Origin of the sequence: Achromobacter sp. Bel, from assembly GCF_012928505.1 — a bacterium.
GTDB lineage: Bacteria > Pseudomonadota > Gammaproteobacteria > Burkholderiales > Burkholderiaceae_B > Achromobacter.
In genome coordinates this window covers 1-16,828 of sequence record NZ_JABBJN010000084.1, presented here as the reverse complement: position 1 = coordinate 16,828, position 16,828 = coordinate 1, and the positions used below count along the sequence as shown (strand labels likewise).

The following is a 16,828-nucleotide window of genomic DNA, read 5'->3' as shown; positions in this document are numbered from 1 at the left end:
CCAGGCGTTCCAGGTCGGCATCGGTGGCGGCGTCAACCACGACCGTGTTGCCGGCCTGCCGGATGCGCGCGGCCAGCGTGTCGGGCGTATCGCCTGCTTGCGCCGCGACATGGGCGCAGCCCAGCAAGGTGGGGATGTGGCTTTCGGTCACCGGGGTCACCGGGTCGGTCGCGGCCGAGGTCTCGGTGACCGGCTTGCCGTTCACATACAGAATGCCCTGTTCGACGGTCCGGCCGGTGGCCGGGAAGGCGGGGCAGATGACCGCCACCGTGTCCGGGCCCCAGGCGTCTCGCGCCGCGTCGATCTCGGCTTTGAAGGCCCCGCGCAAGGTGGAATCCACCTTCTTGTACAGGCGCGACACGCCGGCCGCGCGCAGTTGCTGCACGTTCTGTTGGATGACGCGGGCCGCGTCGGTGGCGGGCAGGGCGCGGCTGTTGGTCGTAACGGCCAGCACTTCCACGCCGGCCGTGGCCGGGCCGGACAGCGCCTCGTCGGCGCCGCCGATGGACAGATGCGTGCTCCATCCGGCGCGGACGAACTGCACCGCGGTGTCGCCGGAACCGGTCAGGTCATCGGCGACGATGGCGATCGTGGGATTCAAAGCGCCTCTCCGCGCGCCTCGCCCAAGGTGGGCGTGCCGCGAGTCGATTCCGCATCCTCGGACTTAAGCTGGCCTGCCCGCTTGAGGAAGTACGAGGCCAGGATCGGGGCCAGGATCGAACTGATCAGCACGCAGGCGGCGACCTGCGCGGTGGCGGTCGACACGTATTGCTGGAAGTTCGGATCGGCGGCGGCCACCACGGCGGGCGTGGCGATGGCGTTGCCGGCGGTCGTGCCGGCGGCAAAGCCCAGGCCGCTCTTGCCGCCGCGGCGCAGGATCAGGCGATAGCCCAGATAGACCAGGCCGCCGGTGATCGGACTGATGATCAGGCCCAGGATCAGGCCGCTGATGCCGCCGCTGACGACCGCGCCCAGATTGATGCCGGTGCCCAGCGCGAAGGCAAAGAACGGGATGACGATGTTGGGCACGGGCTTGAGCACGTCGCGCCATTTGGGGTCCAGGTTGCCGACCACCACGCCCAACAGGAAGGGCACCAGCGCGGCCACCAGGGCGATCATCGGAATATCGGCCAGGCCCGAAGCGCCCAGGAACAGCAGGCTGAAGAAGGGGCCGTCGTTGACCGCGCTGGCGACGTAGGCGCCGCGGTCGCGGGCATCGCCGTACTGGCCGGTGTAGGCCAGCCAGAGGCCGCCGTTGCTGTTGTCGAAAGCGGCCAGCAGGGCCAGGATGGACACGCCCAGCACGCCGTCCAGGCCGACATAGCTGCCCAGGATGATGATGAGGGTGGCGGGCACCAGCGTCTTCATCAGCAGGATGGTGCCGGCGGTGGCCAAAATGGGGCCGCCGGTGCGGGCGTTGACCTGCGTGCCGGTCGCGAAGATCAGCAGGGCGATCAACGGCAGGGCGCTGTTCTTGAAGAGGGCGGTGGTGAACCCGCCGATGGCCAGGGCGTCAGGGGCGAAGGTGCCGATCAGGGAACCCAGGATCAGCGGCACAAGCATCAATCCGCCAGGGATCTTTTGCATGGTGCCAAAAAAAGGCGAACGGGAAGTTGCGGTCGACACTTGCGGAGTCTCCAGGATGGTTCTGGTGGGTTGCAGACGTTCGTTGACGCGTCTGTCACGGGTTGAAAACCGACAGTGTACACCTGTACGTACAGCTAGTACGTACAGGTTTTCCCTTCCCAGAGGCCGACTCGTCGTTTAGAAGCGATATGCCCCGCTCAGCATGACCGTGCGGCGCGCGCCGTAGAAGCAGTCGCCCCGGTCCAGGCAGACGACCTCGTAGGTGCGGTCCGCGATATTGTTGACGTTCAACGCGTAGCGCCACGGGCCATTGTCATAGCTGATCATGGCGTCGAACAACGTGACGGCAGGCGTCTGCGGGGCGCCGCCGTCTCGGAACGCGCTCAGGTAGCGCACGCCGGCACCCACGGCGAAGCCGGGTTGGCCGGCCAGGGCAAAGCGGTATTTTCCCCACAGGGACGCCATGTGCTTGGGCAGGCCTTCCAACTGAGGGTCGACATCGGTGTAGATGTAGTTGGCGATCACGTCGATGTCTTTGGTGGCCCGGCCGCGCAACTCCAGTTCCACGCCGCGCGTGCGTGTCTTGCCGGCCTGGATCTGGTTGTTGGGATTGTTCGGGTCATTGGTCTGACGGTTCTTTTCCCGCAGATCGTAGGCGGCGGCCGTGAACTCGATGTCGGCGTCTTTCGGCATGTATTTGATGCCGGCCTCGACCTGCTTGCCGCGCATCGGCTTCCAGCGCTGGTCGTAGAAATCGGAACCCGCGATCGGCGTGAACGATTCGCTGTAGCTCAGATAGGGCGACCAGCCGTTGTCGGCGGCATACATCAGGCCGAAGCGTTTTGTCGTGGCGTAGTCGGTTTCCTTGTCCTGGCCGTCGATGCGGTTGTCGGCGCGGTCGCGCCGGATACCGGCCAGGAAGATCCAGTTCTTGTCGAATTTGATCTGGTCCTGTGCATAGAAGCCCAGTTGCTGCTGTTTCTGCTTCGGCGTGTCGGATAACTCGTACTCCGGCAGGTTGCCGTACACGGGGTGGTACAGATTCAGCGGCGCGCCCAGGCCGCTGGCCGTCTGGCTGGTCTCGCGGTAATGCGAATAATCCATCCCGACGATGACGGTGTGCTCGGTGCGACCCCAGTTCAACTTGCCTTCGATGTTCTGGTCGGCCAGCAGCGTGCGCATGCGCGGCTTGTTGATGTAGAAGAAGCGGTCGGTCGTGGTCTGGCCCGCATCGATGTACGAGTTGCCGCGCCGGTCGCCGTAGACGCTCGGGTATAGCGATTGGTAGTCGACGCGGCTGACCGTATTGCGGAAGTTTTGCCGGAATTTCCACGTATCGTTGAACTGGTGTTCGAACAGCCAGCCCACGCTGAACTGCTCGGTATCGTAGGCGTCGAAACCCGGTTCGCTGACGAAGCGCCGGGTCGGGATGCGGCCGTTCGGATTCTCTTGCACCGATCCGTTCCAGGGCAGGAACGATTGTGTGGTGCCGGACTTGTCCTTTTGCCACAGGGCCTGCAAGGTGAGCGAGGTGGCGGCGCTGGGTTGCCATGTCAAGGAAGGCGCCAGCATCAGGCGGTCATCGGGCGCGTGCTGCACCTGCGTGTCGCTGTCTCGGCCTACCGCCACGACACGGTACAGCCATTGGCCGTCTTCGGTGACGGGGCCGGTCAGGTCGGCCTGGATCTCGCGCCTGTTGTCGTTGCCCAGCACCACGCCGATCTCGCGCTGCGCTTCAGCCTGCGGACGTTTGCTGACCAGGTTGACGATGCCGCCGGTGCTGCCTTGGCCGTACAGCATGGACGACGGGCCGCGCAGCACTTCGACACGCTCCATGCCGTAGATTTCCGTGCGCGGGTTGTTGTAGTTGAAGAACTGGCGCAGGCCGTCCAGGTACTGGGCGGGCTCCACGCCGCGGATCCGGACGTAATCGCCGCGGTTGTCCACGCCGTAGGCGTTGGGTCGAACGCCAGCCGCGTAGTTCATGGCGTCCTGAACGTTCTGCGATCCCTGGTCCACGATTTGTCCGCGCGGGATTACCGTGATGGCTTGAGGCGTCTCCGACAGGGCGGTATCGGTTTTGGTGCCGGTGGCGCTGCGCGTCGCCACGTAGCCGTCGACGGGGCCCGTCGCGGTTTCGCCCGTACCGGTGACCTGCACGGCGGGCAGCACGGTGGGGGCTTCGGCGGTTGCGCCGGCTGGCACGGGTTGGGTCTGCGCCGAGGCGCTCACGCAGGCGGCCAGCAGGGCGGCGGCGGGCAATAGGGTCTGCGGCCGAGCGCGATATGCGGCCGGATAACGATGGCGTTTCAAGAAATCTCCCGGGCGGCTGCTTGGCAGCCGAACATGTATAGGAATGACAACGATTATTATTATTGATGGGTGAGGCGCGTACCGGCCGGAATCGGGGTGATCCCAGATGTAAAAAAGCCCTGCAAATCGGTCCCGTACGCACCGACGCGGCAAAAAAACGCCGTGCTATCAGCCGCTTGCGGCCGCGCGCGGCGCCGATGCCGGATTTCCGAGAATGTTGGCGTTACGCGACAACCGGGGTCAGGCGTACCGCGCTCGCCGTGTGCCGCCGTCGCGGCGGCTGGCCTTTTCCGTGACGATGTTGTCTTCTGCCATGCGGCGCCCGCGCTGTTCGATGCGGGCCAGGAAGTCGCGCAGCAGCGCAACTTCGCTATCGCTCAAGTCTTGCACCAGCAGATCGTTCAGCCGCGCAACCTCGGGCAGCAGGGCCTGATAGCGGGCGACGCCTTCGGCAGTGGCCTCCACGCGCACCACCCGGCGGTCGGCGCTGTCGTGAAGCCTGCGCAGCCAGCCTTTTTCGCACAGCGCCCCAAGCGTGCGCGACGTGCGGGCCAGGTCCAGTTTGGCCGCGGCGGCCAATTCGGCCGAATTCATGATGCCGCCTTCGACGGCGCAGGCCAGGATGCGCCATTCGCGGCGGGTGATGCCGAAGCGGCCTTCACACATCCGCACAAAGACCGGGTTGGACTGCGACCAGGCCTGATACAGCCGGTACATGAGCATGTCCGCCAGATGGGGCGGATCGGACGGGGGCGTGGCGTGCATATCTTTATGGAAAGTCCTGGATTAGATCAAGCAATAGCCGCGTTGCTACATTCCATTCACTCATTCGGGTATCGGCCAAGCATGAATAACCATAACCGACAGCGGGCCACTGTCTCCAGGAGAAGACAATGCGTAAATGGATGACGGGCGCCCTCGTGGCGACGGCGCTGGCGGGGGCGGCCCCGCTGGCCTGTGCGCAGCAGGCGCCGCTGGACGGCCCGCTGACCATCGTGGTCGGCTATCCGCCGGGCGGCAGTTCGGACCGCATCGCGCGGCTGGTGGCGGACCGCTTGAAGGACCGGGTGGGCGTATCGGTCGTGGTCGAGAACAAGACCGGCGCCGGCGGCCGCATCGCGGCGCAGGGCCTGCACGCGGCGCCGGCCAGCCAGAACGTGCTGATGCTGGCCAACCCGGCCGTGATGGTGGTGGCGCCGCTGGTCTATGCCCAACCGGGCTACGACGCCCAGCAGGACTTCAAGCCCGTGTCGTTGGCCAGCCGCTATAAGTTTGCGCTGGCGGTGCCGGCCAGTTCCCCGATCCAGGACGTGGCGGCATTGCGCCAGTGGCTGCGCGAGAATCCCAAGCAGTTCACGGTGGGCGTGCCGGCCACCGGCAGTTTGCCGCATTTTTTCGCGTTGATGCTGGGCCGCGAGATCAAGCAGGATCCGGAAGTGATCGGCTACCGGGGATCGGCGCCGCTGATCTCGGAGCTGATCGGCGGGATCCTGCCGCAAGGCATCGACACGCTGGATACGCTGTTGCCGCAGCATCGCGCCGGCAAGATACGCATCCTGGCCACGTCCGGAGACACCCGCGACGCGGATCTGAAAGACGTGCCCACCTTCAAGGAAAGTGGTGTGAATCTGGCCGCCGATGGCTGGAACGCCTTCTTCGCGCCGGCGGCGATGCCGCAGACCAAGATCGACCGCCTGGGCGCGGATATTGCGACCATCCTGCGCGAACCCGCCATGCAGGAAGCCGTGCGCGGCGTGTTCCTGGAGCCCGTCTCGATAGATGCCGCCGGCACCGCCGCGGCGCTGACGGCCTACCGTAAGCAGTGGGAACCCGTGGTGCGGGCTTCCGGCTTCACGGCCACGCAATGACGGGGGCCGCAATGAGTACCGTGCAGAACGTGCTGTTCATCATGGCCGACCAACTGCGGGCCGACCACCTGAGCTGTTATGGCCATCCCTATTTGCAGACGCCCAGCCTGGACGCGCTGGCGGCGCGCGGCGCGCGTTTCGACCGGGCTTTTGTGAACTCGGGCGTTTGCGGCCCCTCGCGCATGAGCTATTACACGGGGCGTTACCCGTCACGCCATGGCGCGACCTGGAACCGCGTCCCGCTGTCGGTCAACGAGATCACGCTGGGCGAGTACCTGGCGGGGCAGGGGCGGGAGCTGGCGCTGGCGGGCAAGACCCACATCATCCCGGATAAGGCCGGCATGGAGCGGCTGGCCATCGACGGCGCGTCGGAACTGGGCGTGCTGCTGAGCCGCGGCGGCTTCACCGAACTGGACCGCTACGACGGCCACCACACGCCCGGCAGGGAAAGCGGCTATCCCGCGTTCCTGCGCCGCCACGGCTACGACAGCGCGGACCCCTGGACCGACTACGTGATCGCGGGCGTGGACGCCAGCGGCCAGGTCGTCAGCGGATGGAACATGCGCAACGTGCATCTGCCGTCGCGCGTGGCCGAACCGCATTCCGAGACCGCGTACATGACGGATCAGGCGCTGGACTTCATGAAGCGGCGTGGCGGCCAGCCCTGGGTACTGCATCTGAGCTACGTCAAACCGCACTGGCCCTACATGGCGCCGGCACCCTACCATAATCGCTATAGCGCCGATCAATGCCTGCCGGTGCGGCGCAACCGCGAAGAACTGGTGGACGCGCACCCGGTCGTGGCCGCGTACCGCCAGCAGGAAGAAAGCGTCAGTTTCTCCACGGACGAATGCGTGCGCGTGGTCCGGCCCGCCTATCAAGGCCTGATCCGGCAACTGGACGACCACCTGGGCCGGCTGTTCGACTACATGGAAGGCGCGGGGCTGATGAAGAACACGTTGATTGTGTTCACGGCGGACCACGGCGACTTCCTGGGCGACCATTGGCTGGGCGAGAAAGAGCTGTTCTATGACACCGTGCAGCGGGTCCCCTTCATCGTGATGGATCCGTCGGCCGCGGCCGACCCCACGCGGGGCCAGGTGTTGTCGGACATGGTCGAGAGCGTGGACGTGGTGCCCACCGTGCTGCGCGCGCTGGGCACGCCGGGACCCGGCCATCGGCTGGAGGGCCGAGCGTTGCAGACGTTGCTGCACGGCCGCGACGCCGCGGCGCCATGGCGGGATTGCGTGTTTTCCGAACTGGACTACAGCTTCCGCCAAGCGCGTGTGCTGCGCGGCAAAACGCCGCAGAACGCGCGCGCCTGGTCGGTCCGCACCGACCGCTGGCGCTACGTGCATTGGCTGGACGAACCCGAGCAGCTCTTCGATCTGCACGCTGATCCCGATGAATTCCAGGATCTGGGCACCAGCAGCGCGCACGTCGCCGTGCGCGCGGAACTGCGCGAGCGCCTGCTCGATTGGATGCTGCGCGGCAAGCGCCGCACCACGATCAGCGACGAGGCCGTGGAAAACGCCACCAACGCGCATAAGCGGGCTGGTGTGTTTTTCGGACAGTGGTAGGCGGCGGGCCGACCGCCTAGGCGGTGGTTTGAGTTTGGGGGGGCGCAGCCGCTGACGATTGCGCCTCCGGCTTCAATTCCCGCCGCAGGATCTTGCCGACGTTGGTGCGCGGCAAGTCGTCGCGGAATTCCACGTAGCGCGGCACCTTGTAGCCGGTCAGCTGCGTGCGGCAATGGGCGATCAGCGTTTCCGCGTCCAGGCCCGGATCTTTGCGGATCACATACAGCTTCACGGCTTCGCCCGAGCGCTCGTCCGGCACGCCCACGGCCGCCACTTCGCGTACACCGGGATGCAGCGCGGCGGCGTCTTCGACCTCGTTGGGGTACACATTGAAGCCGGACACCAGGATCATGTCCTTCTTGCGGTCGATCAGGAACACGTAGCCGTTTTCGTCGACGTAGCCGATGTCGCCGGTGCGCAGGAAGCCGTCCGGGTACATCACCAGCGCCGTCTCGTCGGGCCGGTTCCAGTAGCCTTGCGTGACCTGGGGGCCGCGCACGCAGATCTCGCCGCTTTCGCCGATGCCTTGTTCTTGGCCTTCGTCGTTGCGGATGGAGATTTCAGTGGACGGCACCGGCAAGCCGATCGAACCCGTGAACACCTTGACGTCCAGCGGATTGACGGTGACGGCAGGCGAGGTCTCGGTCAGGCCGTAGGCCTGCGCCAGCGGCTTTCCCGTCACGGCGCGCCAGCGGTCGGCCACCGCGCGCTGCACGGCCATGCCTCCGCCCATCGTCAGGCGCAGGCGCGAAAAGTCCAGCTTGGCGAAGTCGGGATGGTTGAGCAGGGCGTTGAACAGCGTGTTGACGCCGGTGAAGGCGGAAAACGGCACCTTGCCCATCTCTTTGATCAGGCCGGGGATGTCGCGCGGATTGATGATCAGCAGGTTGCTGGCGCCGATCTTCATGAAGGTCAGGCAGTTCGCCGTCAGGGCGAAGATGTGGTAGAGCGGCAGGGCCGTCACGACGCATTCTTCGCCGTCTTTCACCAGCGGCCGGATCCAGGCGTGGGCCTGGCTCAGGTTTGCCACCAGATTGCCATGCGTCAGCATCGCGGCCTTGGCCACGCCCGTCGTGCCACCCGTGTACTGCAGGCAGGCCAGGTCGCGCTGATCCAGCGGCACCTCGGTAAAGGGCGCGTGACGGCCGACGCGCAAGGCGTCGGCCAGCCGGACGGCGCCCGGCAGCGACCAGGCCGGCACCATGCGCTTGACGCGGCGGATCACGAAGTCCACCAGCCGACCCTTGAGGGGGCCGAGCATCTCGCCGATGGACGTCACCAGCACGCGTTCGATTGCGGTCTGGGGCAGGGCTTTCTGCAGGGTTGCCGCGAAGTTGTCCGCGACCACGATGGCACGCGCGCCCGAGTCGGCCAACTGGTGTTCAAGTTCGTGCGCGGTATAGAGCGGGTTGCAGTTGACGACGATGCAACCGGCGCGCAGCGCGCCGAACAGGCAGACCGGGTACTGCAGCAGGTTGGGCATCATCAGCGCGATGCGGTCGCCCTTGCCCAGGCCGTTAGCGTGCAGCCATGCGGCGAAGTCGCGGGTCAGCGCGTCCAGTTCGGCGTAGCTGATCGACTTGCCCATGCTGATATAGGCGGTCTTGTCCGCATAGCGGCGGCAACTGTCCCGCACGACCGTGACCAGCGTCGTCACGCCGTCCATCTCGATCTCGGCGGGAACACCGGAGGGATAGCTCTTGTGCCAGATTCGTTCCATCGTCGTGGGGTTCCGCCTAATTGCCCAAGAGGGCATTCTTCAGGGAGGCCTGGGCCGGATTGTCGCCCAGCCAGACGCGCAGCAAGGCGCGCGCGAAGTCGGGGCTGTCGATCCTGCCTCGCTGCTTGCCGTTGTCCGTGACCGTGACGCCACGGGCGTCGAAATCCAGATCAACCACGTCGCCCGTCTTGGCCGTGCCGATGTCGGCCATCAGGCGGGATAAGCGGTCTGCCGGCGCTTTCAGCGCGGCAAGCTCCTGCATGGGCGTATTGTCGCGCAAACCTTCCTGCAACGCGTCGTCCAGGCTCTTGCTGTCCACGTCGCGGAGTAATTGCAGGCGGATGCGGCGCGGCTCCGCGCTATTGACCAGTGCCTGCGCATCGCTGCTCTTGGCGGTGGCGTATAGCGCGGCGACGTAGACCTTCACGACGAATTTGGTGCGCACGCCCGCGCCGTTGAGCACGAGCGCATGGCCGCCTTCGGACACTTGTTCCGGCACGCGCACGCCCGCGACCTCCATATCGGCGGCCACGGCGGGCGCACCCGCCAGGCTGGCGGCAAGCATGAGGCTCAGGGCGGCGGATCGCCCTCCAGAGATGGGATGCATGGGTCTCCTCCTGTGTTCTTTCGCTTGTAGAACTTCTTGTCGGCGATATAGATCGTGCGTTCCACGACGGCATAGACCACGCCGTCCTTGTCCTTCAATTCCACCGTGTATGTGCGGGTGGTTTCGTGGTCCCGGGCGAGGATGCGGCGGATCTCCGCGATCTCCCCGGGCGGCAGCCGGAAATCCACGTACAGCGTCGTGTAGGCGGGCTTGCGGTAGCGGATCGACGCGGCCTTGTCCCATACGATGTGGTCCGCGCCCAGCGCGGACATCAGCATCGTGGGGTGCGCGCCGTCCGTCACCGCGAACAGCGATCCGCCATACATCGAACCCACGATGTTGCGCGTGCGCCGCAGCAAGGGAAGCTTGATGCGGATGTGCTGGAAATCCGGCGACACGTGCAACACGCGGCCGCCGGTGGCGCGGAATGCCGGATGCAGGTTGAAGCCCACCCGCATCAGGCGCGCGCGCCATTCCGGCGACAGGCTCTTGAACCAATAGGGCTTCACGTTTCGCTGGGCCTTTGCGTATCTTGGCGGGTGTCGACGCGCCGGGTCACATCGCTTCGAACAGCCCGGCGGCGCCCATGCCCGTGCCGATGCACATGGTGACCAGCCCGTACTTGCCGCCTGTGCGGCGCAGGCCATGCGTGATCGTGGCCGTGCGGATCGCGCCCGTCGCGCCCAGCGGGTGGCCCAGCGCAATGGCGCCGCCCAAGGGGTTGACCTTGGCCGGATCCAGCTTCAGCTCGCGGATTACCGCCAGTGACTGCGCGGCGAAGGCTTCGTTCAGTTCGATCCAGTCCAGCGCGTCTTGCGTGATGCCTGCGCGGTCCAGCACCTTGGGGATGGCGGCGATGGGGCCGATGCCCATCACTTCGGGTGGCACGCCCGCCACCGCGAAGCTGACAAAGCGCGCCAGCGGGCTAAGGTTGAATTCGCGCAGGATCCGGTCGGATACGAGGACCACCGCGGCCGCGCCGTCCGACATCTGCGAGCTGTTGCCCGCGGTGACGCTGCCGCGCGCCGCGAACACGGGTCGCAGGCGCGCCAGCGCTTCGGCGCTACTGTCCGGGCGAGGACCTTCGTCCACCTCGACCAGCCGGCGCACCACGCGCACGGCGCCGCTGGCGCCGTCCGGCAGGTGCGACACCACTTCGAATGGCGTGGTTTCCGCGCGGAAATGGCCGGCGGCGATGGCGGCGCAAGCTTTCTGGTGCGACGCCAGCGCAAAGGCGTCCTGATCCTCGCGAGAGACCTTCCAGCGCTCGGCGACCTTTTCGCCGGTCAGGCCCATGCCGAAGGCCATGCCTATGTTCTCTTCGTGGGCGAAGATGGCCGGGTTCATCGACACCTTGTTGCCCATGATCTGCGGCATGGCGCTCATGGATTCGGTGCCGGCGCCGATCATGATGTCGGCCTCGCCCGTGCGGATGCGGGCGGCGGCATCCGCCACCGCTTGCAGTCCCGATGCGCAGAAGCGGTTGACCGTGACGCCGGCCACGCTTTGCGGCAAACCGGCCAGCAACAGGCCGATGCGCGCCACGTTCATGCCTTGCTCGGCTTCCGGCATGGCGCAGCCGGCGATCACGTCCTCGATGCGCGCCGTGTCCAACCCCGGCACTTGGGCCAGCGCGCCGTTCAGCGCGGCGGCCAGCATGTCGTCGGGGCGGGTAGTGATGTAGGCGCCATTGCGCTTGCCGACCGGCAAGCGCGTGGCAGCGACGATGTAAGCATCCTGAATCTGCTTGCTCATGTTCAATTCCTCATAAATCCAGCGAGACAATCAATAGCGAGACCTAGAAACCCTGCCTTCCAAAGCACAACGGTGCTGCACCAGCGGGGCCGCGCGGATCCGGCCGCGCCGGTCCGCAGCCGGCGCCGCAGGCGCCTCGGGGGGGCTCCATACCGCGGCTGCCCCGATCCGCAGCCGGCGCCCCTTTGGGAAGCGTCGCAGGCGCCTCGGGGGGATTAATTCCGTAGCGGCTTGCCGGTTTCCAGGGTGTGGCGGATGCGGGCCTGGGTCTCAGGCGTACGCAGGAGCGCCACGAATTCGCGGCGCTCCACCGCCAGCAGCCATTCTTCGTCCACCTTCGTGCCGGTTTCGACTTCGCCGCCGCACAGAGCCACGGCGGCGCTGCGGGCGACGCGGTAGTCATGCGCGCTGATCATGCCGCCTTCGCGCATGTTGACCAGCACCATCTCGAAGTTGGCGATGCCGTTGCGGCCCGCTACCGGGATGTTCGCCAGGCGTGGCGGTGGCGTGTAGCCGGCCTGGGCCGCGGCGCGGGCCTGCCCGATCGCCACGAACAGCAGCTCGTCGGGATGGAACAGCACGACGTCGTGTTCGCGGGCGAATCCGGTGTCGATGGCTTCCAGCGCGCTCTTGGCGACCTGCGCCGTGGCGATGGTCTGGAAGATGGGTTGCAGGTAGGGGAAGACTTCACCGGGCGTGGCGGTCTTCGCGGCAAGGGCCGCCGCGCGGCCGGCGAATTCCTTGCTGCCGCCGCCCGCCGGGATCAGGCCGACGCCTGCTTCCACCAGGCCGATGTAGCTTTCCAGCGCCAGGACGCGGTGCGAGGCGTGCATCAGGAACTCGCAGCCGCCGCCCAGCGCCATGCCCTGCACGGCCGCCACCGTGGGAATCTGCGCATACTTGAACGATTGGGAGGCGCGCTGGAATTTCTCGACCATGGCTTCCAGCATGTCGAACTGGCCGGCGGCGCAGGCTTCGACCACCTGCTGCAGGTTGGCGCCCACCGCGAAGGGCGGTTCGTGCCAGATCACCAGGCCGTCGAACTCGCGTTCGGCGCGGGCAACCGCTTGCAGCACGCCTTCCAGCACTTCGCCGCCCAGGGTGTGGTTCTTGGACGTAACGGACAGGATGGCGATGCCCGCGTCCACCTCGGGCAGATTCCACAGGCGCACGCCTTCATTTTCCCAGACGGTGACGCCGCGGTCGTCCGCCCCTTCGCCGAACACGCGTTCCGGGAACAGCTGGCGCCGGTACACGGGCAGCGCCGAACGTGGATGCAGCTTCCCGGTGCGCGCGGAATAGGAGCCTTCGGGCGCGTGCACGCCCTGGCGGGCGGGTTCCAGTGCCCAGGTGGGCAAGGGGGCGTCGCTCATGGCGCGGCCGGCGGCGATGTCTTCAGCCACGGCAGCGGCGATCGCTTGCCAGCCGGCAGCCTGCCACGTTTCGAACGGGCCTTGCCCCCAGCCGAAGCCCCAGCGCATGGCCAGGTCCAGGTCGCGGGCGTTGTCGGCCACGTGCTCAAGCTGCACGGCGCTGTAGTGGAAGATGTCGCGGAACAGGCTCCACAGGAACTGCGCCTGGGGATGTTCGCTTGCGCGCAGCGCGGCGAAGCGTTTCGCGGGGTTGCGTTCCTTCAGCAGCGCGGCGACCTCGTCGGCCAGCTTGCCGGCGCTGGGCACGTAGTCTTGCGCTTTCAGGTCCAGCACCAGGATGTCGCGGCCTTGCTTGCGGTAGACGCCGGCGCCGGTCTTCTGGCCCAGCGCGCCTTTCTGGATCAGGGCGGACAGCCATTGGGGCAGCGCGAAATAGCGGTGCCACGGGTCGTCCGGAAGATTCTTTTCCATCGTGCCGACCACGTGGGCCAGCGTATCCAGGCCGACGACGTCGGCGGTGCGATAGGTGGCGCTCTTGGGGCGGCCGATCTTGGGGCCGGTCAGCGCGTCGACTTCGTCAAAACCCAGTCCCAGGCGCGCAGTGTGGTGCATGGCGGCCAGGATGGAGAACACGCCGATGCGGTTGGCCACGAAGTTGGGCGTGTCCAGCGCGCGGATCACGCCTTTGCCCAGCGTGGACGTGAGCCAGGTTTCCAGCTGGTCCAGCACGGCCGGCTGCGTATGGGACGTGGCGATGATCTCCACCAGCCGCATGTAGCGGGGCGGATTGAAAAAATGGATGCCGCAGAAGCGGTCGCGCAGGCTCGCGGGCAGCGCGTTCGCCAGCGCGTCGATCGACAGGCCGGACGTGTTCGAGGCGACGATGGCGTCGGGCGACACATGGGGGGCGATGCGCTCGTACAGCGCCGTCTTCCAGTCCATGCGTTCGGCAATGGCTTCGATGACCAGGTCGCAGCCGCGCAGCGCGTCCAGGTGGTCGTCATAGTTCGCGGGGGTGATCCGCGCAATGCGCGCGGCGCCGGCCAGCGGCGCGGGTTCCAGCTTTTTCAGGCCGGCCAGCGCCTTCTTGACGATGCCGTTGCGGTCGCCTTCGGCGGCCGCCAGGTCGAACAGCGTGACGGGCACGCCGGCGTTGGCCAGGTGGGCGGCGATCTGCGCGCCCATGACGCCGGCACCCAGGACGGCGACGTGTTTGACGACGAACTTGCTCAAGGGATTCTCCTGGAAAAGCGGGCGGGCGGCACGAGGCCGCCCGCCCGTGCAAGGCTAGAAGCGGGACGACAGTTGCAGGCCGAAAATGTGGCCGCTGCTGTCATAGGTGCCCGCGACGCGGCCCTTGGATAGCTGGCTGCCGGACGTGGTGTCGATGTCCGTCTTGCGCAGGTACAGATAGGTGTAGCCCAGATCCAGCGTCGTGCTCTTGGTGGCCTGCCACTGCACGCCTGTCGAGAACCAGTAGCGGTCGTTGTCGGGCAAGGACGTCGGGCGGTCGGCTTCCTTGTGGACGGGCGACTGGTCGTAGGCCAGGCCGAACTTCCATTTCCAGGCGGGGGCGAACTTGTAGTTCGCGCCCACGGCGACGCGCCACGTGTCGCGGAAATTCAACGGCAGCTCGTCGTCGCGCGCGCCGGCGCCCGAGTTGCGGATCTTCAGGTCGGGGATGCTGCTCCAGCCCGTCCACGACACGTCGCCCAGCAGTTCCCACCGTTCGTTCAACTGGTGCGTGCCGCTCAGGATCAGCGAGTCGGGCAGGTCTACCGAGGCCTTGGCGTCGAACGATACCGATGCCTTGGTCGGTCCGATGCTGGTGATGTCGGTATCGCCCTTGGCCGTGTGCTTGATTTTCGAGCGGTACGACAGGCCGATGCGCGTATCTTCCGTGGGCTGCAGCATGAAGCCGATGTTCCAGCCCCAGGCGTCGCCCTTCAGGTTCAGGTCGGCGTCGCCGTTGGTGGCGACCGGCAGGCCCGCGATCGGCACCACCGTCTTTTTCTTGTAGTTGGCATCGATGTGTTGCCAGTTCACGCCGAAGCCCATCGAGAACTTGTCGTTGACCTTATAGGCGATCGACGGGTTCACGTTGATGGTCTTGATCTCGAACTTGTTGGAGTGGTATTGGCCGACCCAACCGTCGTCGTATTCGGTCATCAGGCCGAAAGGGGCGCCGACGCCCAGGCCGATGTACCACTGCTCATTCAACTGCCAGGAGGCGTAGAGGTTGGGGACGACCCCCAGATTGCCGGCGTCGCCGCCGTTGCCGCCGGTGGGCACCGACCCGTTCAAGCCGGACCCGGGGATGCCAGGCACGCTCGGGTTGCGGCTGTTGCCATTGTCCGAGAACTTGAACGAGGGCTTGATCAGGTTGACCCCGCCCGAAAAGTTGATGCCTGGCAGATACGTCATGCCTGCCGGGTTGTAGTAGATGATGCTGGCGTTTTCCGGGTTTGCCGCCGAGCCTGCATACGCGTTGCCCAAGCCGCTGGCGTTCTGCTCCAAGAGCTGAAAGCCGGCGGCATAGGACGTTGCAGATGCGCCCAGGCCGACCACAATGGCCGACAAGGTGCTCAGGGACAATGAACGTCTGCGCATGGTACTGCCTCCTCGAGTTGAATGTATGTCTCTATTGCACTGCCGGTTTTCTTGTCGAGCCGGTCTATTCGGCGTGAGCCGTTTTACTGCTGTGCCAAGGGTTGCTGCGTTGGTAATGCAACGGCCCGCCCGTGAACGGGGCGAATCCGGTTCCGAAAATCACGCCGGCGTCGGCCAGGTCGGCATCGGCGACGACGCCGGCCTCCAGGCGTTGCCGGGTGGCGTCCACAAGCGGCTGGATCAGGCGCTGCGCCAGGCCTGCCGGGGCGGCGGCCGGGGCGGCCCCGCCTGGCTTGACCGGTTTGCCGTCGCGCCACGTGTAGAAGCCCTTGCCGCTTTTCTTGCCGAGATTGCCGCGCGCCAGCCGTTCGGCCAGGCAGCGCGGGGGCTCGGCGCCACCGGCCAGTTCTTCGCCTGCGGCGCGCGCGATATCCAGGCCGACTGTGTCGGCCAGTTCCAGCGGTCCCATCGGCATGCCGAACGCCACCATGGCGGCGTCGACGGTTTCGGGCGCGATGCCTTCGTCCACGCTGCGCATCGCCTGCAGCATGTACGGCGCCAGCACGGCGTTGACCAGGAAGCCCGGCGCGCTCTTGACGGGCAGCGCCAGCTTGTCGATCTGGCCGACGAAGGCGCAGGCGCGCGCCAGGGCGTCGCCGGCGTCGCCGTCGGCATGCACCACTTCCACCAGCGGCATTTTGGCGACCGGGTTGAAGAAGTGGATGCCGATCAGCCGCGCCGGGTCGGCCAGTCCGGCGCGCAGGGTCTCAAGCGACAGGCTGGATGTGTTGGTGGCCAGCAGCGCGCCGGGCTTCATCCGGGGTTCCAGCGACCGGTACAGCGCGCGCTTGGCTTCCGGCTGTTCGCTGATGGCCTCGATGACAACGTCGGCCAGCGGCACGCCGCTGCCCGCCGGGTCGGGGATCAGGCGGTCGAACGCCGCCCGCGCCAGGCGCGGGTCTTTCAGGCGGCGCGCGTACAGCGCCGCCGCCCGTTGGACGGCGGGCGCGATGCGGGCCATGTCCTGGTCTTGCAAGGTGACGGTCATGCCCTTGAGCGCGCACCAGGCCGCGATGTCGCCGCCCATGACGCCGGCGCCCACCACATGGACATGGCGGGCGGGCGCGGCGCCGGTTTGCTTGCCGTTGGCCTTCAGCCGTTCCTGCAGGCGGAACACGCGCAGCAGATTGCGGGCGGTGTCCGATGCGATGATGCCGTCGATCAGGTCGGGCGCCTGCAGGGCGTTGCCGCCGTGCTTTTCCCAAAGGGTCACGATGGCAGGGGCGGCGGGGTAATGGCCCAGCGGATCCTTGGCGGCAATCTGCTTGCGGGCGCGATTGGCGACAAGGGATTTCAGCGGCCAACGGTTGGCCCAGCCGCCCAGGCCGCGCGCGCGGCGCGGGGGCTTGTTCGAC

General features: G+C 66.7%; 12 protein-coding genes and 1 pseudogene. 2 read left to right on the top strand and 11 right to left on the bottom strand.

The features are described from left to right. The 4 genes and pseudogenes from dtnK to HG262_RS29230 all read right to left on the bottom strand — a co-directional run. Positions 1–601: pseudogene (gene dtnK / locus HG262_RS29245) on the bottom strand (D-threonate kinase); the annotation flags it as partial. Next, a complete protein-coding gene (locus tag HG262_RS29240) occupies positions 598–1,626 on the bottom strand; it encodes a 2-keto-3-deoxygluconate permease (RefSeq protein WP_169274331.1) in 1,029 nt (342 codons plus the stop codon). The pseudogene dtnK and the gene HG262_RS29240, both read right to left, overlap by 4 nt. 138 nt (positions 1,627–1,764) lie before the next feature. Further along, a complete protein-coding gene (locus HG262_RS29235; protein ID WP_169274333.1) occupies positions 1,765–3,849 on the bottom strand; it encodes a TonB-dependent siderophore receptor in 2,085 nt (694 codons plus the stop codon). Between the two features lie 291 nt (positions 3,850–4,140). Next, positions 4,141–4,665 carry a MarR family transcriptional regulator gene (locus HG262_RS29230; RefSeq protein WP_169274330.1) on the bottom strand — a complete coding sequence of 175 codons (525 nt, stop codon included), beginning with the start codon at positions 4,663–4,665 and terminating at the stop codon, positions 4,141–4,143. Between the two features lie 128 nt (positions 4,666–4,793). Between HG262_RS29230 and HG262_RS29225 the strand changes: the two genes are divergently transcribed. Beyond that, positions 4,794–5,768 carry a Bug family tripartite tricarboxylate transporter substrate binding protein gene (locus tag HG262_RS29225; protein ID WP_169274329.1) on the top strand — a complete coding sequence of 325 codons (975 nt, stop codon included), beginning with the start codon at positions 4,794–4,796 and terminating at the stop codon, positions 5,766–5,768. Positions 5,769–5,779: 11 nt separating this feature from the next. After that, the gene (locus HG262_RS29220; protein WP_169274328.1) at positions 5,780–7,348 is read left to right on the top strand and encodes a sulfatase-like hydrolase/transferase; all 1,569 of its coding nucleotides are present in this window, start codon (positions 5,780–5,782) and stop codon (positions 7,346–7,348) included. Positions 7,349–7,364: 16 nt separating this feature from the next. On the opposite strand, the gene HG262_RS29215 is transcribed toward HG262_RS29220, so the two are convergent. From HG262_RS29215 to HG262_RS29185, 7 genes are all read right to left on the bottom strand, one after another. Beyond that, positions 7,365–9,068: an AMP-binding protein gene (locus tag HG262_RS29215; protein WP_169274327.1), complete on the bottom strand. Its 1,704-nt coding sequence runs from the start codon at positions 9,066–9,068 to the stop codon at positions 7,365–7,367. Between the two features lie 16 nt (positions 9,069–9,084). Then, positions 9,085–9,675 (bottom strand): chalcone isomerase family protein, encoded by a 591-nt coding sequence (locus HG262_RS29210; RefSeq protein WP_169274326.1) that lies wholly within the window; start codon positions 9,673–9,675, stop codon positions 9,085–9,087. Beyond that, on the bottom strand, positions 9,639–10,184 hold the full coding sequence (locus tag HG262_RS29205; RefSeq protein WP_169274325.1) for a DUF4442 domain-containing protein: 546 nt from the start codon (positions 10,182–10,184) through the stop codon (positions 9,639–9,641). Before HG262_RS29205 ends, HG262_RS29210 begins: the two co-directional genes overlap by 37 nt. A 46-nt stretch (positions 10,185–10,230) precedes the next feature. Further along, positions 10,231–11,430, bottom strand: coding sequence for an acetyl-CoA C-acyltransferase (locus HG262_RS29200; protein WP_169274324.1), 1,200 nt, complete (start codon positions 11,428–11,430; stop codon positions 10,231–10,233). Positions 11,431–11,645: 215 nt separating this feature from the next. Beyond that, positions 11,646–14,036, bottom strand: a complete 2,391-nt coding sequence (locus HG262_RS29195) for a 3-hydroxyacyl-CoA dehydrogenase/enoyl-CoA hydratase family protein (RefSeq protein ID WP_169274323.1) — start codon at positions 14,034–14,036, stop codon at positions 11,646–11,648. A 54-nt stretch (positions 14,037–14,090) separates the two neighbouring features. Then, positions 14,091–15,413, bottom strand: a complete 1,323-nt coding sequence (locus HG262_RS29190; protein WP_169274322.1) for an outer membrane protein transport protein — start codon at positions 15,411–15,413, stop codon at positions 14,091–14,093. Positions 15,414–15,477: 64 nt separating this feature from the next. Next, the coding region (locus HG262_RS29185) for a 3-hydroxyacyl-CoA dehydrogenase family protein (protein ID WP_169274321.1) at positions 15,478–16,828 on the bottom strand (1,351 nt) is incomplete at its 5' end.